Raw genomic sequence first — 25224 nt, 5'->3', positions numbered from 1 at the left:
GCCTCCGCCGCCCGCAACTCGGCCGCCGCCGCGACCGCCGCAGCCCAGGCCGCCGTCTCCGCCGGTGCCGCCCAGGCGGAGGCCAACGAGGCCAAGCGCCAGGCCGCCATCGCCACCAGCGCCGCCAACCGCGCCACCAACGCCGCCTCCGCCGCCCAGGCACTGGCGACCGCCGCCGCCAGGGCGGCCCGCACCGCCCGCGACGCCGCCAACTCCGCCGCCGACCACGCCGACAAGGCCGCGGACGCCGCTGAGGAGGCCGTGAAGTACGCGGGTCAGGCCGTCGACTACGCCAACAAGTCGACCGCCCACGCCGCGGAGGCCGTGAAGGCCGCCAACATCGCCACCCAGGCCGTCAGCGACGCCATCGAGGTGGAGAAGAACGCCCGCGCCGCCGAGGCGCAGACCCTGGAGCAGGACAAGCAGCAGGCCATCGAGGAGGCCCAGCAGCTCGCCGCCATCGAGCAGGCCGAGCTCTCCGACGTCCGCGACAAGCGGCTGATGGAGGAGCGCACCACCCAAGGGACCAAGGACCTCATCTCCAAGGCGGAAGAGGCCCTGTACTCCGGCGACATGTCGGTCGCCGCGACCCTGGGCAGGCAGGCCGCGGTCGCCCTGATCGACGCCCGCGGGGCCAACACCCGGCAGGCCGCCCAGCACGCCCTCGCCGGCTCCGACGACGACGTCTACGCCTGGATCGACCTCGACCGGGCCCTCGCCCAGACGCAGGACGACCGCGAGACCACCCTCCACGTGGCGACGATCGCCGGTCCGAAGGTCGCCGCGGCCGCCGCAGCCGCGCTGGAGAGCACCAACTCCAAGGCCGTCGGCGACTTCCTCACCGGCGGCATGAAGCGTGCCTCGGACGAGGACCTGCGCGTCGCCATCAGCAAGATCCTCGGCGACAATCCCGGCAAGGCCGTCAAGGAGGCCGGTAACAAGGCGCTCGACGAGAACACCACCGAATCCCTCAACGACTTCTTCGACCATCACTACCCGCTGGCCATCAAGGAGGACGACCAGGTCCGGGCCCTCGAGTTGATCAACACCGCGGGCGCCTTCACCAAGGCCTACGCGGAGGTCGCCCTCGAAGGACCGGCGTGGATGCTCCGCAACTTCATCACCGTGATCCAGTACCGCACGGCCCAGCTCGACTTCGACACCGCCACCCACGTCGCCGCCGTCCGCGGGGCCATCGCCGCCGCCGCCAAGATCTCGGAGCAGGCTCAGGAGGACGCGGCCCTCGCCTCGAAGGCCGCCGCCGACGCCCGCAAAGCCGCCGCCGAGGCCCAGAAGTGGGCGCAGAAGGCGCTCGACTCTGCCGCCAAGGCCGACGACTACGCCCAGCAGGCGCGGGACAACGCCGACGCCGCCGACAAGTCGGCCGCCGCCGCCCAGGCCTCCGCCACCAAGGCGAAGAACGCCGCCGCCACCGCCCGCGGCGCCGCCCGCACCGCCAACTACTCGGCCAACAAGGCCGTCGACTCGGCGCGCGCGGCCCTCGCCTCTTCCGCCCAGGCCCAGCGCTCCGCCGCCGCGGCCCGCGCCGCCGAACTCGCCGCCTCCGCCGACGCGAAGGCCGCCGCCATCGCGTACGCCCAGGCCAAGCAGATCGCCGCCGACAAGAAGCGGGCCGAGGAGATCGCGAGGGCCAAGGAGGCCGCGCTCAAGGCCTGGGAGAACCGCGACGTTGGCCGGGACCCGGCCAACAACGACAAGAACAACAAGGTCAACCCGAACGGCACCGCGGACGGCGACGCCGACGAATGGTGGAACGACGCCCAGTTCTACGCGGACGCCGCCAACGTGGTCAGCATCGGCGCCGGATTCCTGGCGGCCGGCTGCGCCTTGGCAGCCTTCGTCTTCCCGCCGGCCCTCGCCGTGGCCGGCTTCTTCGCCGGCGTCTCCACGGGCGCGGGCGCCATCGGCACCCTCTTCACGGGCATCGAGCACGGCTTCACCAGCGGCGCCTTCTGGGAGTCCGCCGCCGGCACTGGCCTGAGCCTGGTCACCTTCGGCGCCTACAAGTGGGTCGGCGCCGCCGACAAGGCGCTCGGCGGCGGCCTCGTCAAGCCCGTCGTCAGCAAGATCACAGACACCGGCGAGGACCTGGTCTCCGGCATCACGAAGGGCCTCAGCGACATCTGGGGCCTGGCGGCCTGATCCCGCCCGTCTCTCCCGGGGGCGCCGCAATCAGGCGGCGCCCCCGTCCCCCTCCTTTCACAGAAAGGTCCTGCCCCCGTGCATGGAATACGTGGCGGGCGCGCCACAAGGAGACGCGCCCGCTCGACGGTCCTGACCGTCCTCACCGCCCTGACCCTCGTCATCACGACAGCCGCGACGAGCCAGGCGGCCGAGCCGCCCGCGACGGCCAAGGCCTCGTCCACCACCAAGTCTGCAGCGCCCAGTGCGGAGATCACCGAGACCAGCAAGTTCGCGGCCGGCTCCGGTGAGGACTGCACCGCCACCGCGCCGGGCTCCAAGGAGCGCCGCGCGGGTGCCGTCGAGTCCTGTGTGACGGTCACCCCCGCCCCCGCGAAGGCGAAGACCCGCGCGGCCGCCGCCGCTCCTGCCGCCTCCGCAGCAGCAGCCGCCGCGGGAAGCTGCGACATCACCAGCCCCGGCAACTACGGCTACGAGCGCTTCTCGTACTGCGTGAACGGCATCAACGTCACCTACATCCTCCGCGACAGCAAGGGCGTGGAGATCGGACGCGGCGTCCTGGAGGTCTCCACCGGCGGTGACCTCTCGCCGACGGCCACGACCTGGAGCGAGCAGGTCTCCGTCACCATGACCAGCGCCGTCGGCGATGTCACCGCGCTGAACGCCAAGCTCCGCGCCTCGTGCGACGCCGGCTGCACGGCCACCAAGACCGCCCCCTGGTACGGCGGCAACATCACCCTCGGCCAGACCCTCACCGGCAACGTCACCTACTCCTCGCCCCAGACGACGGGCTCCTCCGCCTCCTTCTACACGTCCTACGCGATGTACGTGACGTCCCCGGGCGCGACCGCGACCGACCCGAACGCGTCCTGGAAGAACTCGCGTCAGATCAGGTGTGACGACGCGGTCGGCGGGTCGTCGGTGGCGGGGTGTGCCGTGCCGTCGGTCATGGCCGAGATGTCGATGAGCACGCAGGGATCTGACCAGGGCAGCGCGGTGGCGGCGTATCTGTGGGCCCAGAAGAACCTCACCGACCGCTGGGGGCTCAACACCCCGCTGACCCGGTCGACGACCGGCGCGGAAAGCCGGGTGAACAGCACCTGTGGAAGCGGGGCGTCGGAGCCGTTCGCGGACGCGAGCGACCTCATACCGACCGACACCTGTGCCCAGTTCCCCTTCGCGGAGACGAAGGAAGGCGGAAGGGACGGGGCTGAGTGCGCCGAGCTCATTCCTTACTACGGCAACGGCGGATGGGTCATCCACGAGCTCAACGGCGGTTCGAGCCTCGACACCTCCCAGCGATGTGTGCGCGCCCATGTCGCCGCCGTCGACAGGCAGTTCGCGGTCAGCCAGCTCGCCGACGGCTTCGCGGGCCAGCGGGTCATCGACGCCGACCAGTTCAAGCTGACGTTCACGGCGTCGCTCGACGGCTCGCACGCGGAGTGCCTGGGGATCTCGCCGGAGGGTGCGCGCCCGGCCGGCAACGGATGGATCAAGAACACCGTCGAACCGGTTCCGCACGTCAACAAGACCGACCAGACGAGCGCGGCCGGCTACCGGGCGTCCACGGCGACCGCCTGCCTGGGCACACAGCCAGGGCCTGGCAGTACCGCCGGGGGTGACATCACCGGCTGGGCGGACGCAGCCGCATACCGCACCAAGAACAATCTCACCGAGGGGCTTTCCCGGTGTCACTTGATCGCCAACGTTCTCGGCGGAAGGATCTCGCAGAACCTCGTCCCCTGCTGGCAGGCCGGCATGAACACCGGTGTGAGCAGCATGTGGGATGAGGGCGAGCAGAAGGTCTGGGCCGAGCTGAACGACGACACGTTCAGCGACGACGACGCGATCCTCTACCAGGTGACTCCGACGTATCTGAGCTCCGACAGCACGATTCCGGTGGGCGTTACGATGAGTGCCAAGATCCAGCGCGCGGACGGTTCCGTGGAGCAGCTGTTCCCCGACGTCTACGTCGCCAACACTCAGACCGGCGGGCAGCACAACCTCGGGAACTGATCACGCCCGCCGCCCCTGTTCGCGCCTTCGGGAGTCAGGATGAGTTTCACCACCCCGCCGCGGCCGATCGACGTGACCGCGCTCTTCCCTGAACTGGCCCCGCTGGCGCGGACGGCGACCCGGCTGCACCCGCGGCCGGGGTCGCCGATGGTGCATGACAGCTCCGTCGGCGGGCCGCTGCTGTGGCCCGCCGACGAGCCGTGGCCGTACTGCGACGAGCCGCACGAGAAGGGCGCGACGTCCGTGGTGCTCTCTCCGGACGACGTCCGTGTCCTTCGCCGCAATCGGGCGGCCATCACCAGCCGACGGCACCTCGGCCGCCCGGCGTCCCTGCCCACGCCCGACGAACTGGCGACCTCGAAACGGATCCGCCAGGGCCGCCCCTGGCCCGAGGGCCCGATCGCGATGCTGCCAGTGGCCCAGCTCTACGCCCGCGACGTCCCGTTCCCGGTCAGCCCGCCCGGGGCCGACCTCCTCCAGGTCCTGTGGTGCCCCTTCGACCACCCGACCCACCCCCGCACCGCTCTCCGTTGGCGCTCCGCCGCCACCGTCACCGACGTCCTCGACTCACCGCCCGAGCCGGCCGGGATCAAGTCCCAGGATTATCTTCCGGAGCCGTCCCTGCTCGCACCCGAGCAGGTCACGGAGTACCCCCACTTCATGGAACTGGACGAGGAGCTGCGCCGGCAGCTGGCCGACCCGAGCCGGTGGGGCGTTTCCGGTTCCACCGACCCGCAGGAGTTCTACCGGAATGAGCTGACCACGGCCCCCGGCTGGAAGACCGGCGGCTGGTCCCGCTGGGGCCTGTCCGACCCCATGCCCCGCCGCTGCCCGGAATGCGGCACCGAGGCGCTCCCACTCCTCACCGTCGCCACCTTCGAATGGGACGCCGGCAGCGACAGCTGGGCCCCCGTGGAGGAGCGGGAGAATCCGACCCCACTCCTCCGCGGCACCCCGCCCGCGAACTTCACCATGACGGTCATCGCCCGCGGCTACGACCTCCAGCTCCACGCCTGCCCGGCCGACCCGTCCCACCCCCACATCGAACTGATCCAGTGACCGGCACGCCAGGAGCCAGCAGGAGTTTCACCACCCCACCGCGGCCGTACGACGTGACCGCGCTCTTCCCTCAACTGGCCCCGCTGGCGCGGACGGCGACCCGTCCACCAGTGGCGCGGACAGCTGCGACGAGTTTCCGATGGCCGACACCAGGGAGGGCGGCCAGGACGGCAACATGTGCGCCGAACTGACCCCTCAGGTCGTGAACAACGTGTGGTCCGCGCCCGCAACCTGGGCCGACCGCCCGACCACCGGCACCGAGACCTGTCTACGGCTGCACATCACCCAGCGCGCCAACAGCTCCGCGGGCGGCGTCCTCGGTTCCCTCCGCAAGTACCAGCGCATGCTGACGGACGACCCATTCCGTATCGAGTTCACCGCCTGAACCAGACACCATGAACGGGGCTCCCCGCGGTGCGCTGCGGGAACCCTGGCGGACACGATCCGGCAGACGGTGCCGGTCACAGGATGGAGGCAGAACGTGACGGCAGCCGCGCTCGACTGGGCGGGGGACCAGATGTGCGTCACCTTCACCCGGGGCCTGGAACCTGCCGAGGTGTTCACCCGCTACGGCGCCGACCCAGCCCGCTCCCGGTTGCTCGATGCGGACGCCGCATCCGACCTGCCCACGGGGCAATTCGCCGCCGGAACGGTGTCACTCCTACGCTCCGGAAGGCTCGGCGAGTGGACGTTCTGCGTCGAGGAGGACGGCGTCATCGGCTCCTGGCCCGAACCTCTCGCCGTACTGTCCCGCGGCACCGAGACCTACAGCGTCCTGTCCACCGAGGTCTTGCCGTCTTCCAGCACTGGCGCGACGGCGAGTGCTTGGTGAACTTCGAACCCGGACTGGTACACCCCCGGCCCGGACATCCCAGCCCCTGGTGGGACAGAGTCCAGGAAGCCCTAACTGAGCATGGGGACTCCGGAATGGCCCCCGTGGTCGCCCTCGTCCTCGACCACCTCGGCCTCACCTTGGACGATTCCACCCTGGCCGCCCCTTGGCCCACCCTGCCCCTTGCCGAGGACGACGCCCCGTCCGCACCGCGCGGTGATTCCTACGCGGGCGAGGGCCCGGTCCCGCCGGGCGCCATCGAAATCTTGTAGGCACACGTCCGGACGTCCTGCGACGCTAACCACTGACATCGAACGGGCGAATGGGACGACCGAGGAGCTGTTCCCCAACGCCTACGTCACCGACTGAACCCTGGAGCATCAGGGGCATCCCTGACACGCCTGACGGCTCAGAGATGCCCCCTGATCGGAGAAAGGAGCCCTCATGACCGACGATGATGAGTGGGGATGGGCTGTCGACCCACGCTATTCCTTGTGGTGCTTGACTTTCACCAGGGGCCTCAACCCGGCCGACGTGCTGCGCCGCTACGGAGCAGACCCCGACAGGGCGCAGGTTCTCGCCCGCACGGAGCGGAGCGACCTCTATGAGCAGGCCCTGCGCGGGGGAACAGTACTGCGCGTCGGCATGCACAGCGGATGGTCCTTCTGTTTCGAGGACGTGGGAGGAGCCGGCTCTCGGCCCGGTCCTCTCCGTGCGCTCTCGCAAGGCACCGAGACAGTGTCCCTGCTGCAGGGAGGAGACGGGATGAACCTTCTGTCGCACTGGCACGACGGGCAGTGCCGCGAGCGTTTCGAACCTGGTGCCACCGACTGGATACCGCAAGGCACTGGCCCCTTCTGGGATCTCGTGCGCAGTCGTCATCAGGCGCATCCAGGGCGTCCAGGCCTCTTGCTTGCCCTGGAGGTCATCACACAGCACACCGGCGTGTATCTGGACAGGACCACCATCACGGGCCCTCTGCTCACTGCATACCTTGCCGACGAGGACCGAACGCCCGATCCGGTGCCAAGTCTTCCTCCGACCCCTCCGAAGCAGGGCTCAACCTCGCTCGGTCGATACCTGGGATCTGTGCGCCCTACCCCCCGACCGCCCGAAACGTGAGCTTCCTGACTCCCCCTGAGGGGCACCGCAGTTCCGCGGTGCCCCTCCCTTCCCGCCCACGTGCGGGGATTTCTCAAGGCCGCCAGCGAGCCCGTCCCAAGAGGCCGTTGACAAGTAGCCCGGCCGGCACCCGAGCGGCTTTGGTACAGGCTTGCCTGGGAATCCCGTACGTCGAGAGCAGCGACGCAACGGACAACGAGATCACCGGTTGCCAGGACGCCGAGCATGCGGACCCACGAGTCCGAGGTGATGAACACGTTGAACGCTGACGATTTCGGCCCGAATGACTCGATCTTCTATCAGGTAACGCCCGTCTACCGAGACGCCACCAGCACGATCCCGGTGAGAGTCAAGATGGCCGGTGCTCTCGTTCGGTCGAACGGACGGTCACAGCCGGTGTTCGACGACGGCTACATCACCAACACCCAAGGCAACACTGGGTAGTTCAACGTCGGAAACTGAGTCCGGCCAGAACGCGCCATCGGGAGCAAGCATGAGACGCACCACCCCTCCGCGGCCACTCGACGTCACCGCGCTCTTCCCTCAACTGGCCCCACTGGCGCGCACGGCGACCCGGCTGCACCCGCGGCCGGGGTCGCCGACTGTGCACGACAGCTCCGTCGGCGGGCCGCTGCTGTGGCCCGCCGACGAGCCGTGGCCGTACTGCGACGAGCCGCACGACAGCCGCGCGGCCCCGGTGGTCCACTCCCCGGACGACATCCGGCTCCTCCGCCGCGTCTGGACCGCATCGGCCGAGCGGCTGCACCTCGACCCCGAGGCACCCGAGTGGACCCCCGAGGAACTGGAGACCTTGGAGCGGATCAAGGCGGGCCGCCCGTGGTTCGATGGTCCGATCCCCCTCCTGCCCGTCGCCCAGCTCTACGCCCGCGACGTCTCTTTCCCGCGGCCGCCCGACGCGGACCTCCTCCAGGTCCTGTGGTGCCCCTTCGACCACGCGGAACACGCCTCCCCCAGGACCGCCCTCTTCTGGCGTTCCTTTGCCACCGTCACCGACGTCCTCGATGCACCGCCCGAGCCGCCCATCGTCCAGCGGGACTGCTACCTCCCGGAGCCGTGCCTGTTCTCACCGGAGCAGGTCACCGAGTACCCCAACCCCCTAGAGCTGGACAAGGAGCTTCGGGACCAGCTGGACGACATGAGCCGCTGGGAGACGATCGACCCCGCGCGGTACAGCACGTACGCGGACGACCCGGGCGAGCTCTACCTGAACAACCTCTCCACCGCCCCCGGCTGGAAGACCGGCGGCTGGACCCGCTGGAGCCTCACCGACCCCGTGCCCCGCCCCTGCCCCGAGTGCGGCACCGAGCAGGTCCCGCTCCTCACCATCGCCTCCTGGGAATGGGACGGCGGCAGCGGGACCTGGATCGCCGAGGAGGAACCGACGAACCCGGCCCCGCCTCCTCTGGGTGCCCAGGACGGCAACTTCACCTTGATCGACATCGTCGGCGGCCACAACCTCCAGCTCCACGCCTGCCCGGCCGACCCGTCCCACCCGCACATCGAGCTGGTCCAGTGACCGGCACGCCAGAAGCCGGCAGGAGTTTCACCACCCCGCCGCGGCCACTCGACGTGACCGCGCTCTTCCCTCAGCTGGCCCCGCTGGCGCGGACGGCGACCCGGCTGCACCCGCGGCCGGGGTCGCCGACTGACCGACCAGGAGGGGCAGAAGCTGCAGCAGGTCGTGCGCCGGGGATTCACGTCGCTGTGGCCGAGGCCGTCCGGAGCGACCTCGCAGCCCGCCTGCGCATCATCCGGCCGCTCTGCCCCGACCACCGCACCGGCACCCACCCAAAGGCGGTCTCGGACCGGGCGGTGTGGTGGTGCACGCCCAGGGCCCCTGCGAGCGAACCGCTGTGCTGACGGCCGCCCGGCGGATCCGTACGGGCCTCAGGACATGCTGCCCCGGCACACCGTCCCCACGGCCGGGGTGCGGCCCGTGCGGAGGTATTTGTCGACCGCCTCCGTGACGCAGCGGTTCTGCGGGTATGTGCCGTGGCCCTCCTCCTCGGCCGTCAGGAGCACGCCGACACCGTCGCCCAGGGCGCGGGCCATGTGGCGGGCGCCGGGATATGGGGTGGTCGGGTCGCCGGTGCCGCCGACCACCAGGACGGGGGCCGCGCCGTCGGCGTTCACCTGGGGCGTGGCGCGCTCGCCGTCGAACGGCCAGTCGTAACAGAGGTAGACGCCGGTGGACCAGGCCGCGCCGAAGACAGGTGAGGCGGCTTTGATGCGGGCCTCGTCCCGGTCGAGGCGTTCGAAGCCAGGGCGCAGGCTGGAGTCCGCGCAGGTGATCGCGGTTAGGGCGACGCGGCTGTTATCGCGCGGGGTCGGCGCGCGGTCGGCGGAGCCGATGTCGTCCGCGCCCTTGCTCAGCGGACCGCCGTCGTTGTGGTCGATCAGCGCGGTGAGAGCCTTGGCGAGCGGCGACCAGCCGTCTGTGCCGAGGTCGAGATGGTCACCGACGGTGTCCGCGAGGTCGTCGGCGTCGAGGTTCCTTCCGCCGCCGGCCGGGGCGGGCTTTTTCTCCAGGCGGTCGGCCAGGCGCGCCATGCGTCGCGCGGCCTCCTCGGGCCCATCGCCGGTCGGGCAGTGGCGGATACGGGCCGCGCAGTGCGCAGCGAACCGGTCGAATGCCGCCTGGACCGCCTTGACCTGCGACACCTGCGCCTCGTTGAGGTCCTCGGTCGGATCGACGGGCGCTTCGAGGACGAGCCGTCCGACGTGCGACGGGTACAGGTGGGCGTAGACCGCGCCGAGCGTCGTTCCGTACGAGACGCCGAAGTAGTGCAGCCGCTCGTCGCCGAGGAGGTAGCGCATCAGGTCGAGGTCGCGCGCGGTGTGCGAGGTGCCGATGTACGGGAGGAGCGCTCCGGAGTGCTCAGCGCAGGCGTCGGCCCCGTCGTAGCCGGTGTCGTCCGCGGTCTTCCCGCAGCGCACGGGGATGGTCGCGCCAACGCCGCGCGGGTCGAAGGAGACCAGGTCGTAGCGGTCGAGGAGCGGCTTGTACTGGTTGAGGCGTTCGGGCAATCCGCTCACGCCGGACTCGCCGGGGCCGCCGAAGTTGAGGACGAGTGAGCCGATGCGCCGGGCGTTCGGGCCGGTGGCCTTGCGGCGGATCAGGGCGACTTCGATCGTCCTGCCATCTGGTTTCCGGTAGTCGAGGGGGGTCTTCATGGTGGCGCAGTCGTAGGCCGTGCGCGCGGTGGGCGGCGAGGTGCAGCGGGACCAGTGGAGGCGCTGGCCGGTGGTGAGCGCGGCGGGCAGACCGGCGGGCGGGTTGTTCGCGGTGAACTCCGTACGCGGCTCCGCACTCCGGCCGGGAGCGTCGTGCTGGAGCCAGGCGCCGACGGCCCCGATCGCGGCGAGGACGACCCCGGCGATGATCAGCGCACCGGCCGAGAGGCCCGGTCTGCGGCTTCGTATCGGATGTGCGTCACTCATCGAAATCCCCGCGCTCCCGCCCCTGGACGCCCGCCCCGTGCCCGCATGCCCGTGTTCGTGATCGTCCGATCGTCGAATGAGTGCAGAGTACAAGCCGTCCCCGACAGGAGCTCAGCTCCTGGCGTCACGGATCCCCAACCCGGTGAACGTATGCGGTCACAGCCCTAACCACTGACATCGAACGGGCGAATGGGACGACCGAGGAGCTGTTCCCCAACGTCTATGTCCCCAACACCAAGGGAAACACCGGGTTGCTCAACCTCGGCAACGGATCCAGCAAGTTCGCGCCCTCGGGAGCCGGCATGAGTTGTCCCGGAGTGTGCGGCGGGCGGCGCGGCGATGCAGGACGAGCGGACGACGCACGACGAGCGGTGGACCGCTCGTCCCGACGGCCTGTCAGTTCTTCGGCTCCGTCGGCTCCGTCAGCCCGCCGACGCCTTGGCACAGAGGTACGGACGCGCGAGCAACAAGCCGGTGCCCGTGATGCCGATGCCGAAGTAGACCGGAGCCAGGTGGACGAAGTCCGTGTAGTGGATCGCGCCGTGCACCACCAGAGCTGGCAGGAATCCAGCCGCCGCCGCTGAGGCCAGGGTCCAGAACACCCAGGCCTCCCCCCGCCGCCAGCCCCACGCGCTGAGCAGGATGATGGCCACCGCGGCGGACATCAGGGCGCCGCCCAGCCCCGCGCGGTCGTGGGCGACGAACGGTACAAGCCGGGGGTTCAGGGATTCCAGCGCCTCCGTGCTGGTGTCCAGGAAGGTCAGGTCGGTCGGTACGAAGACGCCGGTCAGGCCGACCACCGAGATCACCGCTCCGCCGGCGAACAGGCCTGCTCCCGTGACGATCAGCAGCAGTTGGCCGGTCAGCGCCCGTCGGCGTTCTGGTTCCGGGCCCTCGGGGACCAGGTGCCAGCGCGGTGTGTGCGGGGTTCGGCGGACCGCGGCCACGAACATCGGGAACAGTACGAGGGCGGTGGCCGTGTGCAGGGGTTCCACGAAGCCGGTGGCCAGGAAGTAGAACAAGGTGGGGAAGCCGATCGCTCCCGAGAGCAGGTACACCTCGCGGGCCCAGGGCCAGCCGCGTCTGATCCCGCCCACGGCGAGGCCGGTGTAGAGGGCGCCGATCGATGCCATCGTGCCGGCCATGGTGATCCGGTCGTGCTGGAGGAAGTGGACGAGGTGGTGGTTGGCGGCGTGCAGTTGATGCACCGTCATGCCGAGGTAGTCGCGGTCGTACCAGAGCAGCACCGGCCCGAGTGTGATCGCCGCGGCGCCGAGTCCGGCGCCCGTCATACCGAGCCCGACGAGCAGCGCCCACCACCAGGCGGGCCAGCGGCGCGGATCGCGGCCGACGTCCCGTAGCCGCGGCGCGGGCGCGGTGGGCGTGGCTGCCTCGGTGGCCCGTGCGAACCAGCCGGGTCCGGCCTCCACCAGCACCTCGGGCCGGGCGAGCACGACGGCGTCCGGCTCCTCGAGTGCGGCGGCCGCAGTGGTGACCGACGGGTCGGACACATGGACCACGTGCGGGTCGTCGCCGCTGGTGAACCCGTCGACGTACGGCTTGAGGGCGGCCTCGGCCTCCGAGTCGCGGGCGCGGACGACCAGCGGGATCGAGCGGCCGGCAGCGGCCTCGCGTACGGTCTCCACGTCGGCCGCCGAGACGGGCGCCACCTCGACGACGCCGGCCCCGAGCGGGGGCATGGCGCGTACCGTTTCGCGGGCGAGCGAGGGTGGGACGGATATGCCGAGGCGGACGGTCACAGGTACGCCGGCGATCTCACCGGCGAGGCGCTCAGGCGGATGGCGGTGGCCGAATCCCCGGGCGATCAGCCGCGCGCCGACGGGACGGGAGCCGATCGAGGCCAGCAGCCGCAGTGCGGTTCGCTGCGAACGGCGACGGCCGAGGACGGCGGCGGCCGCGCCGCGCAGCGGGTGATACGTCCAGTCCGGCATCAGTCGCTTTCGCTCTCCGTCGCGGTCACCGGGGCGCCGGGTCACCGGGCGCGGTCCAGCCGAGTAAACCTCACCCGGTATCGGCCACGTCTGGGGAGGGGACGTTGCCGATGTATGTGACACATTCCGGCGATCTGTAACGTTCGTAGAACTGCCTGCCTGTGGGCAGCCGCCGTACGCCACGTGCGCGTACGCGGCTCCATCCGCCGACTACGTCGACGAGGCCGAGGCTGCGCCCCCTCGCCGCGCTTCGGCGGCTTCCCGAACACCGGTGCTCCGGCCTCCACTTCATGCCCAACGCGGGACGGCTCCCAAAAAGCACAATGCCCGAGTTGCCCTCATTGCCGCTTTGTTCAGGCTTGGTGGTGCTTGATCGGGTGAATTGGGTCACGTTCGGGCGAATTGGGCGTTGAGGTGGCGTCCCGGCAACTCATGCTTTGCAGAACGGAAGTTGAGGATCGCGTTCCGGAATAATCGGGCGATTTGCCCCTCGTTTCGACGAGTTCAAAAGGGGCTCACTGGGATTTCAGAGCTTGTTTCGGGCGTGTGCTCTCGCATACGTTCTCGGCGATCCGGGCGGAACGCCGAATCCTGCCGCCGTCCGGAACCCATCCATCCATGCGCTTCGGCAGGAGCGGGGGAACCAGGTAAGTCGCCGGTCCGGATTTCGGAACGGCTTGGGGTGAAGTCGCATTCGTCGTGCGGCCGGGCATCTCCCGCCCGAACCCGACAGCTCACCTCGTAGGCGCCGGAGAGGAATTCGCCATGTCCGCACGAGGTAAGCACCGTCGTTCGAAAGCCCGCCCCTTTGTCCGCGGTTTCGTCGCCGTGGGGACGGGTGGAGCCGCGCTCGTTCTCCCGATCATGGGGGCGACCGGCGCCGGCGCCGCCCAGCCGGCGCAGGTCACACAGGTCGCCCAGGAGGCGCAGGCCACAGTCCCGCAGGTCCAGCTCGTCACGCACAAGGTGGCTTCGGGAGAAACCCTGTCCAAGATCGCGAAAAAGCACTCCGTGAGCGGCGGTTGGAAGAAGCTGTACAAGGCCAACAGTGCCGTCATCGGCACTGACCCGGCGCGGCTTCGTCCGGGCCTCACGCTGACGGTCGGCACTAAAACCGTCCAAACGCCAGCAAACGAGGTGAAGGCGGCGCCCGCTGCCACGCCCGCCGCCGAGCCCGCTGCCACGCCCGCCGCCGAGCCCGCCGCCGAGAAGACGTACACGAACGACCTCGACGGCTGGATCAAGGAAGCGCTGGACATCATGGCCCAGAACGGGATTCCGGGCTCGTACGACGGCATCCACCGCAACGTCATGCGCGAATCGTCGGGGAACCCGCAAGCCATCAACAACTGGGACTCCAACGCCGTGGCCGGGACGCCGTCCAAGGGCCTCCTGCAGACCATCGATCCGACCTTCCAGGCCTACCACGTGCCCGGTACGTCGATGGACCCCTTCGACCCCGTCGCGAACATAGCGGCAGCCTGCAACTACGCCGCCGACAAGTACGGCTCGATCGACAACGTCAACGGGCCTTACTGATCTGGTCCGGCCTTGTGGGCGGCCTCGGCGCCGGATCGACCGAGCGCGCCCATGGGCGGGCCGCCCTCACCGCCGCCCTCACGGGCTCTCATGAGCGAACTCCTGCGGCCCCATGGGCGGCAGGAGTTCGCCATGTCGCTGAGCCGGCTGACGGGGCCGGGAGGATGCCCGGCCCTGTTGCCGGGCCGGGACATTCGCCGCCGCTCGTCAGGCCTTCGTGTCCGCGAACAGATCTTCGGCAGTGGCGGCCGTGACGGAGCGCTTGAGCCAGGTTCGGAGGGTTTCCAGGTCGGTGCAGTCCGTGATGCGCGCGCGTACGTCGTCTGGGACCTCGACGCCGCGCTCGCTCAGGACCAGCAGGATGTCCTCGACATGACCCTCGACATGGCCCTCGACACGGCCTTCCGCGCGCAGGCGCTGGGAGGTCTCCGAGCGGAAGAAGGAGAGATCGACCGACATCAATTGCCTCCAGATCTTTGCGGCCGGGGCGGTCCCAAGGCCGAGTTCGGTGAATTCTGCGAAGATCCTCGCGGATTCTTCGTCGACGGTTTTCAGCGCGGCGGCCAGGGCTTTCAGTATGGCAGCGGCGTTGGCGTCCTTGCCATGAGTGATGGCGGAGAGTGTCGCGAGGGGGATGTCGCGGGCCGCGGCGGACGGGTCGGTGATGGCGGGGACGTTGTGCGGGCCCAGGACGAGGGGACGCAGGGTGAGGGTGCGCCACTGTCTGGGCCCGATGGTGATGGGTTCGGCGGCCCACGCGGCGGTGGTCTTGTCCTGGCACGTGACGAGCAGGACGGGTGGGATGCGGTACTTCGCGTACAGGTGGGCGATGTAATAAGCCCAGCTGGCGGGTTTCTTCGGATCTTTCTTGCCCTGGGCCTCCACGACCAGGAGATGGCTCTCGCCGGAGGCGGTGTCGAGCTTGAGCAGGGTGTCCACCCGCCGTTCCAGTGGCTTGATCTCCGTGAGATCGGTGGGCATGAGGGACACCGCGACCGGGTCCGGGAAAGGGAGATCGAGGGCCCGGAAGGTCCGCGCGAAGGCGCCGGGGTCCTCCTGGAAGAGGCGGTGCATCGCCTCGTGGGATGAGCTGACCATGTGGCGGACGGTAGTGACGGCAGGTCAAGCCGGACCGGTATATGCCGCTGGCTCACTCGTAAGGATGATCAGCGGCAGGCTTCCGGCCCCGAGTACCGGTAGGTACCCGGGGCCGGTGCGCATGTATCAACCGAGCTTTGCGTTCTGGGCCTTGACGAGGTCGGCCGGGATCTTGGCCTCGCCGGGGCGGGACTGTATGAACGCGCCACTGTCCAGCGCGAAGTAGTTGACGATGATGTCGCCGAAGCGGAAGGTCTGGGTGCGGAGTTTCTGGGTGAAGCCCTTGAACTTGAAGGTGGCAGCAGTGGCGAGGGACTCGTCGCTGCCCGAAGGGGCGGCCTCCACCGTGACCGAGTCGTACGGCGTGGTTCCCCTGTCCGACGTCGCGGTATAGCCGCTGCCGCAGGAGTTGGCTGCCTTGGCGAGGTCCTTCATGGCGGACTCCGCTCCGCCGTCCGCGTAGGTGGAGAGTGTGATGTAGGTGGACATGGCGGCCGAACTGGTGGCGACGTGTGTGAGCGTGGCCTGCGGGGAGCCGATGGGGAGTTCGTTCATCGCGTACGCCAACGGGGTGCAGACGGCTTTGTCAACGTCCATGTCGTCCTGACTGGCGGCCAGGGCGTCACCGTCGGAGGGCTTCTTGACCTCGTGGCCACCGCTCTCGGCCTTGGTGACCATGAGTTTCGCCACGCGCTCCGCCGGGTTCACCTCCTTGGCCTGAGAAACCGTGGCCTTGGGCTTGTCGGCCGCGTCCGTCTCCGAGTCACCGTTTCCGCAGGCGGTCAGGCCGGTGAGTACGGCGACGGAGAGGCCGCAGGCGGCCAGGGCAGTGGATCTCTTCATACGGCTCATACGTCATCCCTTCGGTGGACGATCACGGCATGGCGAAGATCGCGGCGCGGCAGTGAAGTCCGTGGCTGTCACCAAGTCCTCGACCGCCACGCCCCGCCAACCGCCCTACTGGCCAGGGAACTTCCAGATGAACGGCTCCCCGTCCTCCTCCGACCAGTGGACCTCCATCTCCTTCGCGTTCGCCGGGATCAGGTACGAGTCGCAGAACGTGTGGCTCTCGCCCTGCTTCCAGCTCTCGACGTCGTACGGGTCCTCGCAGCCCGGCGCGTCGTCGGCGGCGCCGATGAGCAGCGCGCCCCGCTTGCCGTCCGCCCAGATGGAGGTGCCGTCGGCCGCGTCGGAGTCGGTCGTCAGGGTCGGGCCGCCCTTGTGCGTGAACTTCAGGTGCGCGACCGCGAGCACCATGCCCTTGGCCTCCGCCTTGTCCTGCACCAGCTCCTGGGCCTCGGCCTCGGTGCCGACGTCCACCTTCTGCGCGGTGATGTCGTAGGTGACGTTGCCGTCCTCTTCCTCGACCTTGCCCTCGGCGCTTTCGCCCGTGGCCAGCTCGCCACCGGAGGCCGCCTCGGCCGGAGTTGCCGGCGCCTTCGGCTTGGCGGCGGCAGCGGGCTTCTTCGCGTCGTCGGCTTTGTCCTCCCCGCCGCCGCACGCGGTCAGCGCGAGCGCGAGAACGGCGACGGGCGCGGCGACGCGCAGGGCGGTTTTCTGGTGCAGCAAGACAAACTCCTTGTGAGTGATGCGAGTGGGGGGAGTTCCCGCGCAGGCGTTACAGCGGCACGCACCACAGCAGCGGCACGGCACCACAGCGCCACAGAGCGCCACGCGGTCGAGGTGCCGATGCACGATGCCGGTGCTCTACGGGGCGTACGGCCACCGGAGTTGCACCAGGAAAGGCCCAACTTCTCGTCGGGCAGACGACGTTCCCCGTGCGCGGAACCGCTCGAAGCGGAAACGCGATCAACAGATCCTGAAGTACGGCCCCTCACGCTGTCAACAAACGCGAATACTTACCGTCACAGGCGCGCTAGGGTGAAGCCGCGGCGCACCCTCCCACCTGGAAGGTCATCCGCGCCTCAACCTGCCCCTCCCCGACCCGTGAGCAATTCGTGCAGGAACCGTGGCCTCCGCATGACGATCACATGTCCGCCGGACGTCACACCGTTCGCGCTCGCACAGCGACACCCGCTCACGAAGGCCCGTACTCAACGGGGAACCAACCGCCCCGCGTTGCGCGTGGATAACGTCGAGTCCTGTGAGGTTCGCGATCGTTGGCGCGCCTTGAGGGGCTTATGCGCTGCTGATACGGTGCGGTGACTTGACACTCATTCCGGTCGCCGGTATTCGGCCAGGTCGGGCGGTACGCCCGATGCGGAATGGAGTGTCCTAAATGACGGATCCTTCTTGGGTGTACGGGGAGCGGTTGCGTGAAGATCCAAGAGCGTACGGGGGCGGGTAACAACCGTTCCGCGGCGCCGGCTCAGCCGGCGATGGGTGAGCGCCTTCCCGCGCCGCCTCGCGAGCGCAAACCGGCACTCGCCGCTCTCGCCGTGCTGCTCATCCTGGTCGGGGCGCTCGGGGCGACGATGCTCGTGCTGCGCGCAGGGGATCGCGTTGAGGTCATCCAGGTGACGAAGACCATCCAGGCCGGCGAGTCCGTCGCCGACAGCAACATCACCTCCGTGCTGGTCGCAGAAGACTCCAGCATCAAGTACGTCCGCTGGGAGCAGCGCGAGACCCTGAAGAGCCTCAAGGCCAAGTCGCCCATCTACGCGGGCACTGTCGTCGTCGGCCAGATGTTCGGGGCGAAGTCCTCCCTCCCCGCCGGCAAGGCCTCTGTAGGTCTCGCCCTCAAGGAGGGCCAGTACCCCGCGACCATCAAGCCCGGCGACATCGTCGCCGCCTACCGCGTAGGCCGCACGAACTCCGGCTCCAACTCCGACAACTCCTCGACCGGTGGTACGTCCACCGGCACCGACACCCTCCTCGTCGACGACGCGCGCGTGAACACCAAGACCAGCAGCGACGACGCCACCATCAGCACCGGCAACCTCGCCATCACGCTGCTCGTCGACCAGGACGACGTCCCCGCCCTCACCCAGGCCGCCGCCGCGGGCGAGGTCGCCGTCGCCCTCGTACCCGGCAACTAAGGGCGAGAGAGACAAAAAGAGACATGGCGCTCATCGCTCTCGCCGCCGACAAGGGTTCCCCCGGCGTCACCACGGCCGCCGTCGCCCTCGCCGCGGTCTGGCCCCGCCGGGCTCTGCTGGCGGAGACCGACCCGGCAGGCGGTGACCTCGTGTACCGCAGTGCCGCCGCGCACGGCGGTCCGCTGAACCCCAACACCGGCATGCTGTCCATCGCCGCCACCGCGCGCCGAGGACTCGTACCGGACCAACTCTGGGACCACGTACAGCCGTTGAGCGGCGGGCTTGAGGTGCTGGTCGGGCTCGGGAACGCCGAGCAGGCCGCCGGGCTCGCCGGGCTGTGGCCGACCCTCGGCCGGGCCTTCGCGCAGCTCGCCGACTCGCCGCACGCGCCCGCCGACGTCATCGCCGACTGCGGCCGGGTCGCCGGGGACACCCCCGCCGTCGAGATGTTCTCGCAGGCTGCCCTCGTACTCCTCATCTCCCGCACCGAGCCGGAGGCCATCGCGCGCGTACGCGACCGGGCCGCCGCCCTCACCGCCAGGCTGCACGGCGGCTCGCGCGGCGCGGCCTCCCTCGCGACGCCGCTCATCGGCGTCGTCCTCATCGCCGACCCGGGCGATTCCGCCAAGCTCGTCCACCAGGTCAACGACATGCTGGTGGCCGCGCAGACGGGCGCCCGCGTCGTGGGCACGCTCGCCGAAGACCCGTCCGGTGCCGACCAGTTGGCCGGACGCAAGCGCGGCCGGCTCGACAAGTCGCTACTCATCCGCTCGGCGCGCAAGGTGACCGCGGACCTCTACCAGCAGTTCGGGGCGGCCTGGGCCGTACCGGCCGGCGGGCCGGGCGGGCAGCCCACCGCGGGGGCCGGCCGATGACCGCTGTCGACCATCAGCTGGTCAAGCGGTTCCGGCAGGAGGCCGGCGACCGCATAGCCGAGCAGCGCCGCCTCGACCAGGTCTCCGGCGTCACGCCGATGTCCAGCGAGGACGAGCGCCAGTACGCCCGCGCGGTCATAGCCCAGATCCTCGAGGAGTACGCCCGTACGGAGATCAACTCCGGTCGTACGCCGCTGGATGCCGAGACCGAGGAGCAGTACGCGGCCGCCGTGCACGCCGCCCTCTTCGGAGTCGGCCGGCTCCAGCCCTTGCTCGACAATCCCGAGGTCGAGAACATCGACATCAACGGGTACGACCAGGTCTTCGTCGGATTCGCGAACGGCGAGGAGATCAAGGCCGATCCCGTCGCCGAGAACGACGAGGAGCTGATTGAGCTCATTCAGATCCTCGGCGCGTACTCCGGTCTCTCCTCCCGGCCCTTCGACTCCGCCAATCCGCAGCTCGACCTGCGGCTGCCGGACGGTTCGCGACTGTCCGCGGTCATGGACGTCACCCGGCGCCCGGCCCTGTCCATCCGCCGCGCGCGCATGGGCAAGGTCTTCATGTCGGACCTCGTCGGCAACGGCACGCTCACGCCCGAGATCGGGCACTTCCTCGCCTGCGCCGTCCGGGCCCGTAAGAACGTCATGATCGCGGGCGCCACCAACGCCGGTAAGACGACCCTCCTGCGCGCGCTCGCCAACGAGATCCCGCCGCACGAGCGCCTCATCACCGTCGAGCGCGCCCTGGAGCTCGGCCTCGACCAGTTCCCCGACCTGCACCCGAACGTCGTCGCGTTCGAAGAGCGGCTGCCCAACTCCGAGGGCCAAGGCGCGATTTCGATGGCCGAGCTGGTGCGCCGTTCGCTGCGTATGAACCCCTCGCGCGTCATCGTCGGTGAGGTCCTCGGCGACGAGATCGTGACCATGCTCAACGCGATGTCGCAGGGCAACGACGGCTCGCTGTCCACGATCCACGCGAACAGCTCCAGCGAGGTCTTCAACCGTATTTCGACGTACGCGCTCCAGGCCAACGAGCGGCTGCCCATCGAGGCCAGCCAGATGCTCGTGGCGGGCGCCGTGAACTTCGTCGTGTTCATCCAGCGGCGCAACGACTACCAGACGGGCGGCCGACTTCAGCGCATGGTCACCTCGATCCGTGAGGTCAACGGCGTCGACGGACGCGTCCTGTCCAGCGAGGTGTTCGCCGAGACGGCCGACGGCAGGGTCGTACCGCATGCGCCTCTGTCCTGCCTCGACGACCTGGTCGCGTACGGCTATCGCGGGCCCGCCGGGAACTGGGGCTGATGGGGATGACCGAGATGACGGCCATGGCGGCCATGACGGAGACGACGGAGATGGCGGGGGCGACTGTGCAGCTTGCCGCGCTCGGCTCGCTCGGCTCCATGGGCGGGCTCTTCTCCACGACCGTGCTGTACGCGCTGGCGTGCGGTGTCGCCGTCGGCGGCGGACTCGCACTGTTCGCGGTCGCGGTCCGGGGGCTGCCCGCCAAGCCCCAGCACGAGAAGCAGAAGGCCGGCGAACGGGCCGGTGAGCTGATCCGGTTCGCCGGTCAGCGCGGTTCGATCGCGGCGGGCGCCGGAATCGTCGTCCTGCTGCTCACCCGCTGGGCGGTGGCCGGTATCGCCACCGCCGTACTCGTCTTCTTCTGGGACAAGCTCTTCGGCGGTGCCTCCGAGGAAAAGGCCGCCATGCGCCGCGTAGAGGCGCTCGCGTCCTGGACTGAGTCGCTGCGTGACACGATCGCCGGCGCGGTCGGCCTTGAGCAGGCCATCCCGGCGTCCGCGCGCGCCTCCGCACCCGTACTGCGCCCGCACCTCGACGCCCTCGTCGACCGGCTTCGCTCCCGTACGCCGCTGCCCGAAGCCCTGCAGCACCTCGCCGACGAGATCGACGACGCCTCCGCCGACATCATCGTCGCCGCGCTCATGCTCAACGCGCGACTGCGCGGCCCGGGGCTGCGCCAAGTCCTGGGCGCGCTCGCCAAGTCGGCGCGCGAGGAGGTCGACATGCGGCAGCGCGTCATGGCGCAGCGGGCCTCGACTCGCCGTTCCGTACAGATCGTTGTCGCCGTCTCGGTCTCCTTCGTGCTCGGCCTGTCCATCTTCAACCGCGAGTTCGTCGAGCCGTACGGCACGGCGGTCGGACAGCTCGTACTCGCCTGCGTCTGCGGACTGTTCGCGCTCGGCTTCTGGTGGCTGCGCAAGCTGTCGACGATCGAGACGCCGGAGCGGTTCCTGGTGCGGGACGAGGCGGCGGTCCAGTTCGTACGTCCCCGTATGCCCTCCCAGGCGTCGGGGCCGGCCCAGTCGTCGGTGCCGTCCGAAGAGGGGGTACGCCGCTGATGGACCTGACCATGCCGATCGTGATCGGCGCCGTTCTGGGGCTGGGCGTCTACGCCCTCGTACGGGCCCTGATGCCGTCCAAGCGCAGCGCGGTCGCCCAGGTCGCGCGCATCGACGCGATGCGGGCGCGGGGCGCGGCGTACGAGTCATCGCATCGCACCGCCGACGCCGGGCGGCTCGGATCCGTACGGGCCCAAGTGGGCGCGCGAGTCGCCGAGTTCTATATGCAGCAGGGCTGGGAGCAGCGGTCGCTGCGGGCGGATCTCGCGGTGCTTGACCGGAGTTGGGAGAAGTTCCTCGCGACGAAGGTGCTGCTGGCGGCGGGCGGTCTGTTCTTCGGGCCGTTCCTGTTCGCCGTGGTGTGGACGCTGGGAGTGGGCAGCAGCCCGATCATCCCGGTCTGGCTGGCGCTGCTGTTCGCGGTCATCTTCTTCTTCCTGCCGGATCTGGAGGTGCGGCGGGACGCCGGCGAGAAACGGCGTGACCTGCGGCGCGTGATCGGCGCGTATCTGGACCTGGTGTCGATGAGCCTGGCGGGTGGCCGGGGTCTCCCGGAGGCCCTCATGGCCGCCGCCGAGATCTCCGACGGCTGGGCGACCCAGCGGATCCGTAACGCGCTGTCCGACGCCCGGATCACGGGCGTCAGCCAGTGGCAGGCGCTCGGTTCGCTCGGCGAGGAGCTGGGCGTCGAGGAACTCAAGGACCTGTCGGCGTCGTTGGCGCTCGTCGCGGACGACGGCGCGAAGGTGCGCGAGTCGCTCGCCTCGCGCGCCGAGACGATGCGGCACCGCGAACTCGCCGATATCGAGGGCAGCGCGGGGGAGAAGTCACAGTCGATGCTCGTGGCCCAACTCCTGCTGTGCGCGGGGTTCCTGGTCTTCCTGATCTTCCCCGCCGCGATGCGTGTGTTCCAGGTCTGAAGCCGACTACTACCTTCTGAGAGGACAACTCACCATGAACGGACGGAACTTCCGCACCGGGATCCCGGGGGTGGACTTCCTGATCACCTTCCTCCAGGGCCGGGTGCAGCGCGCCCGCTCCGGCGAACTCGACCGGGGTGCCTCCGCGGTGGAGTGGGTCATCATCTCGGCGGTCGTCGTGGCGATCGTCGGCGTGGTCGCCGCGATCATCAACGAGGCGCTGGAGGGCGGCGCGGAGAAGGTGCAGGACTGCATCGAGGGTGCGGACGCGGGCAGCACCTGCTGAATTCTCCTTCTCTCATACGGGGTTGCTGGTGAGCGTACGACGCTGGGTACGCCGCCGGGTGGAGGCCGCCTCCGCCCGCGGTGACTCCGGCATGACCGCGATCGAGTTCGTGCTGCTCACGCCCGTGCTCTTCTTCATGATCTTCGCGACGGTGCAGTTCGCGCTGTACTTCTTCGCCGACCATGTGGCCCAGGCGGCGGCGCAGGCAGGCGCGCGGAAGGCGCGCGCGACGGCCGACGAGCAGCCGGGCGGATGGCGGGGCGAGGCGCAGGACGTGGTCGACAGCTATATCGCGCAGCTGGGGCCGCAGCTGGTCCTCGCCCCCGACGTGACGATGCTCCAGCCGGAGGAGAACACAGTGGGTGTGGAGATCACGGCTCAGGTGCCGTCGGTCTTTCCCGGGCTTGATCTGACGGTGCAGGCGGAGTCGTCGGGGCCGGTGGAGCGGTTCGTGGAGGAGGACGAGAACTAGGTGCGCTCCTTCGTACGGGCATGGGCAGGGGTTGTTCGGTCACGGGTGCGGGTGCTGGCTTCCCGGGACCGGGATCGTGGGCTGTCCACGATCGAGGTGGTGATCCTCGCCCCCGTGATGATCCTGTTCATCCTCGTCCTGGTGGCTTTCGGGCAACTGGTGGACGGGCGTGGGGCGTTGGACGGCGCGGCGCGGGATGCGGCTCGCGCCGGTTCGATCCAGAAGGACCACGCCACGGCGATGGCGGAGGCGGAGAAGGCCGCGGAGGCGAATCTCGATGACGTCTGCTCGGGCCCGGTGACCGTGACCCAGACCAGCGAGGGCTTCGTGCCCGACACGATCTTCACGGTCGAGGTGAGCTGTGAGGTACGTGGCCTCGACATGATCGGCCTCGATATCCCCACGACGCTGACGGCCAGTTTCAGCTCGCCGCTCGACCCGTTCCGGAGGACGGCGTGACGCTGCGCTCTGCTGTACGCGGATGGGTGTCGGCGCGCCGGGCCCGTATGGACGACCGGGGCTCGGGCGCCGGCGCGGTCATCATCTTCGCGCTCGTGTTCCTGTCCCTGTCGGCCTTCGTCATCGACGGCGGCCTGTCGATCTCGAAGCGCGAGCGTGCCGCCGACATAGCGGAACAGGCCGCCCGCTACGCCGCCCAGGACATCGACCTCGAAGCCCTCTACGACAACGAGGCCGGCCCCGCCCCGATCCTCTTCGAGAACTGCAACGCCCGCGTGAAGGCCTTCGCCAACGAGATGGGCATGTCCGGCGCGGACATCGGAGCCACGCACTGCGTGGCCGCGAACGCGGACGAGGTGGAGGTCGAGGTACAGCTCACGTACGCCCCGGTCTTCACGGGCATGTTCTACGGCGGAGACGTGGTCGTCCACGGCCAGGCGGTGGCGGAGAACGAGGTCGGCTGAGGCCTGCGGGCGGTCTGTGGCTCGGGGGACGGCCTATGTGTCGGCTCGGGACGGCCTACTTGTCGCCGCTGCCCTTTCCCCCGCCGTCCTTCTCCTTAGTCTTCACGCCGTCGCGGACCTGCTTCGCCAGGTCGTCGTCGAGCTTCTTGAACTCGCGTACGACGGCGTCGGACATGCTGGCCAGCGCGTCGAGCTGCTGGTTGATGTCCTCGCGGCCGTCCTCCCAGTTGGACTCGAACTCCTCGAGCTTGTCGTAGACCCCACCGTCGCCCACGTCGTCCCGGTAGGACTCGAAGAGCTTCTTGGTGTGGTTCATACGCCGCTTGATGTCGCGCAGCCGGGTCCCGTAGTCCTCCAACTCACTGAGCGGAAGCGCGAGGTCGGGCTTGGCCATGTCTTCGATCCCCCTGTGGTGTGTGTGCCGCCTGCGGACCCATCAGAACGCACGTGTGAAAGTACCGCATCCCTCTGACAGGCGGGGCTTGTCGACGTCGACGCATGTGTTCCATCGGGCAGCGGCGGAAGATCTGGGAAACCTGCACACCATTCACCGGGAGGTCATGCGGAACCTGAATAACTGTCACACCTGTTTCGCGGCATGAGGCTTTGGCGGGTGGATGTCCGGCTTGGAAACCTGGTGGCAACTGTTGTGCGTGCAGCGGTGTGAACGGGTGTGTGAAGGAGTTGGTGTATTCGGTGAGTCGGTCGTCACGGGTGTGAAGTCGGGCATCGGAATGCATCCCGCAGGGGCGTGGAACGACTGGCCGTGCCTTCGTTGGCGTGCTTTGATCCTGCGCACGGTGTGAGTCGCCAGGAATGGTTCCTGGTTTTGGGAATCGGGCGAACTCCGCCATCGGGAAATTCACATTCGAAGGGAAATGCGCGTCATGAACTTTGCCCCCCAGGTTGAAACGGCTGAGATCTCCGACTCCGGCTTGGACAGCGTCTCCGGCGGTCTCGCGGCCGACGTGTCCGGCGGCAGCCTGCTCCAGGTCGGGTCCGTCGGGGTCTGCGCCGACGTCTTTGCCGCCGCCTCGGCCGAGGGTGTCGTGGCGGGCGTGGGCATCCACGCCGCCGCCCACTGACGAAGCGTGTGCCGCGGGCCCCGGATCGCCTGGGTGCTGTCGGCGAATCCTCCCCG

General features: G+C 69.4%; 26 protein-coding genes and 1 riboswitch. Of the genes, 20 read left to right on the top strand and 6 right to left on the bottom strand.

Translation table 11 applies throughout. The annotated features are described in order from the left end of the window. The 9 genes from ACYVO6_RS22040 to ACYVO6_RS22000 form a co-directional block, all read left to right on the top strand. On the top strand, positions 1–2163 hold a 2163-nt coding region (locus ACYVO6_RS22040), incomplete at its 5' end, for an ALF repeat-containing protein (RefSeq protein WP_461063610.1). Positions 2164–2241: 78 nt separating this feature from the next. Further along, positions 2242–4179: a DNA/RNA non-specific endonuclease gene (locus tag ACYVO6_RS22035; protein WP_461063608.1), complete on the top strand. Its 1938-nt coding sequence runs from the start codon at positions 2242–2244 to the stop codon at positions 4177–4179. Between the two features lie 39 nt (positions 4180–4218). After that, entirely contained in the window at positions 4219–5238 is a 1020-nt protein-coding gene (locus ACYVO6_RS22030; RefSeq protein ID WP_461063606.1) for a hypothetical protein, read from the top strand. Positions 5239–5377: 139 nt separating this feature from the next. Beyond that, positions 5378–5623 (top strand): hypothetical protein, encoded by a 246-nt coding sequence (locus ACYVO6_RS22025; protein ID WP_461063604.1) that lies wholly within the window; start codon positions 5378–5380, stop codon positions 5621–5623. Positions 5624–5719: 96 nt separating this feature from the next. Continuing rightward, positions 5720–6070, top strand: coding sequence for a DUF6461 domain-containing protein (locus ACYVO6_RS22020; RefSeq protein ID WP_461063602.1), 351 nt, complete (start codon positions 5720–5722; stop codon positions 6068–6070). A gap of 95 nt (positions 6071–6165) precedes the next feature. Further along, entirely contained in the window at positions 6166–6342 is a 177-nt protein-coding gene (locus ACYVO6_RS22015) for a hypothetical protein (protein ID WP_461063600.1), read from the top strand. A 172-nt stretch (positions 6343–6514) separates the two neighbouring features. Then, the gene (locus ACYVO6_RS22010) at positions 6515–7192 is read left to right on the top strand and encodes a DUF6461 domain-containing protein (protein ID WP_461063598.1); all 678 of its coding nucleotides are present in this window, start codon (positions 6515–6517) and stop codon (positions 7190–7192) included. A 225-nt stretch (positions 7193–7417) separates the two neighbouring features. Further along, entirely contained in the window at positions 7418–7636 is a 219-nt protein-coding gene (locus ACYVO6_RS22005) for a hypothetical protein (protein ID WP_461063596.1), read from the top strand. A 49-nt stretch (positions 7637–7685) separates the two neighbouring features. Continuing rightward, positions 7686–8729 (top strand): hypothetical protein, encoded by a 1044-nt coding sequence (locus tag ACYVO6_RS22000; RefSeq protein WP_461063594.1) that lies wholly within the window; start codon positions 7686–7688, stop codon positions 8727–8729. Between the two features lie 371 nt (positions 8730–9100). Here the strand turns inward: ACYVO6_RS22000 and ACYVO6_RS21995 are convergent, their stop codons facing one another. Beyond that, positions 9101–10654: an alpha/beta hydrolase gene (locus tag ACYVO6_RS21995; RefSeq protein WP_461063592.1), complete on the bottom strand. Its 1554-nt coding sequence runs from the start codon at positions 10652–10654 to the stop codon at positions 9101–9103. Between the two features lie 422 nt (positions 10655–11076). Then, positions 11077–12606 (bottom strand): hypothetical protein, encoded by a 1530-nt coding sequence (locus ACYVO6_RS21990; RefSeq protein ID WP_461063590.1) that lies wholly within the window; start codon positions 12604–12606, stop codon positions 11077–11079. Positions 12607–13217: 611 nt separating this feature from the next. Next, positions 13218–13369: riboswitch (cyclic di-AMP (ydaO/yuaA leader) on the top strand. A gap of 2 nt (positions 13370–13371) precedes the next feature. On the opposite strand from ACYVO6_RS21990, the gene ACYVO6_RS21985 reads away from it, so the two are divergent. Next, complete coding sequence (locus tag ACYVO6_RS21985) at positions 13372–14145, top strand: transglycosylase SLT domain-containing protein (RefSeq protein ID WP_461063588.1); 774 nt, start codon at positions 13372–13374, stop codon at positions 14143–14145. A 207-nt stretch (positions 14146–14352) separates the two neighbouring features. Here the strand turns inward: ACYVO6_RS21985 and ACYVO6_RS21980 are convergent, their stop codons facing one another. The 3 genes from ACYVO6_RS21980 to ACYVO6_RS21970 all read right to left on the bottom strand — a co-directional run bounded on the left by ACYVO6_RS21980 (position 14353) and on the right by ACYVO6_RS21970 (position 16812). Beyond that, a complete protein-coding gene (locus ACYVO6_RS21980) occupies positions 14353–15243 on the bottom strand; it encodes a hypothetical protein (protein ID WP_461063586.1) in 891 nt (296 codons plus the stop codon). 126 nt (positions 15244–15369) lie between these two features. Next, complete coding sequence (locus tag ACYVO6_RS21975; RefSeq protein WP_461063584.1) at positions 15370–16095, bottom strand: hypothetical protein; 726 nt, start codon at positions 16093–16095, stop codon at positions 15370–15372. Between the two features lie 105 nt (positions 16096–16200). After that, on the bottom strand, positions 16201–16812 hold the full coding sequence (locus tag ACYVO6_RS21970) for a hypothetical protein (RefSeq protein ID WP_461063582.1): 612 nt from the start codon (positions 16810–16812) through the stop codon (positions 16201–16203). Between the two features lie 707 nt (positions 16813–17519). On the opposite strand from ACYVO6_RS21970, the gene ACYVO6_RS21965 reads away from it, so the two are divergent. The 9 genes from ACYVO6_RS21965 (at position 17520) to ACYVO6_RS21925 (ending at position 24083) form a co-directional block, all read left to right on the top strand. Continuing rightward, positions 17520–18242 (top strand): hypothetical protein, encoded by a 723-nt coding sequence (locus tag ACYVO6_RS21965; protein ID WP_461063580.1) that lies wholly within the window; start codon positions 17520–17522, stop codon positions 18240–18242. Positions 18243–18265: 23 nt separating this feature from the next. Next, positions 18266–19117: a hypothetical protein gene (locus tag ACYVO6_RS21960; protein ID WP_461063578.1), complete on the top strand. Its 852-nt coding sequence runs from the start codon at positions 18266–18268 to the stop codon at positions 19115–19117. Continuing rightward, positions 19114–20424, top strand: coding sequence for a CpaF family protein (locus ACYVO6_RS21955; RefSeq protein ID WP_461063576.1), 1311 nt, complete (start codon positions 19114–19116; stop codon positions 20422–20424). Before ACYVO6_RS21960 ends, ACYVO6_RS21955 begins: the two co-directional genes overlap by 4 nt. A 98-nt stretch (positions 20425–20522) precedes the next feature. Beyond that, a complete protein-coding gene (locus ACYVO6_RS21950; RefSeq protein WP_461063633.1) occupies positions 20523–21482 on the top strand; it encodes a type II secretion system F family protein in 960 nt (319 codons plus the stop codon). Further along, complete coding sequence (locus tag ACYVO6_RS21945; protein ID WP_461063574.1) at positions 21482–22402, top strand: type II secretion system F family protein; 921 nt, start codon at positions 21482–21484, stop codon at positions 22400–22402. Before ACYVO6_RS21950 ends, ACYVO6_RS21945 begins: the two co-directional genes overlap by 1 nt. Before the next feature lie 34 nt (positions 22403–22436). Continuing rightward, positions 22437–22688: a hypothetical protein gene (locus ACYVO6_RS21940; protein WP_352372082.1), complete on the top strand. Its 252-nt coding sequence runs from the start codon at positions 22437–22439 to the stop codon at positions 22686–22688. 22 nt (positions 22689–22710) lie between these two features. Then, complete coding sequence (locus tag ACYVO6_RS21935) at positions 22711–23160, top strand: TadE family protein (protein ID WP_461063571.1); 450 nt, start codon at positions 22711–22713, stop codon at positions 23158–23160. 45 nt (positions 23161–23205) lie between these two features. Continuing rightward, the gene (locus tag ACYVO6_RS21930) at positions 23206–23619 is read left to right on the top strand and encodes a TadE/TadG family type IV pilus assembly protein (RefSeq protein ID WP_461063631.1); all 414 of its coding nucleotides are present in this window, start codon (positions 23206–23208) and stop codon (positions 23617–23619) included. Positions 23620–23666: 47 nt separating this feature from the next. Continuing rightward, on the top strand, positions 23667–24083 hold the full coding sequence (locus ACYVO6_RS21925; protein WP_461063629.1) for a pilus assembly protein TadG-related protein: 417 nt from the start codon (positions 23667–23669) through the stop codon (positions 24081–24083). Between the two features lie 55 nt (positions 24084–24138). On the opposite strand, the gene ACYVO6_RS21920 is transcribed toward ACYVO6_RS21925, so the two are convergent. Further along, a complete protein-coding gene (locus ACYVO6_RS21920) occupies positions 24139–24477 on the bottom strand; it encodes a hypothetical protein (RefSeq protein ID WP_461063570.1) in 339 nt (112 codons plus the stop codon). Positions 24478–24970: 493 nt separating this feature from the next. On the opposite strand from ACYVO6_RS21920, the gene ACYVO6_RS21915 reads away from it, so the two are divergent. Beyond that, on the top strand, positions 24971–25168 hold the full coding sequence (locus tag ACYVO6_RS21915; RefSeq protein ID WP_461063568.1) for a hypothetical protein: 198 nt from the start codon (positions 24971–24973) through the stop codon (positions 25166–25168). Positions 25169–25224 lie beyond the last annotated feature (56 nt).

The organism is Streptomyces pseudoechinosporeus (assembly GCF_054783935.1).
The sequence above is the reverse complement of the archived record's forward strand: the minus strand, read 5'-3'. Positions and strand labels throughout refer to the sequence as shown.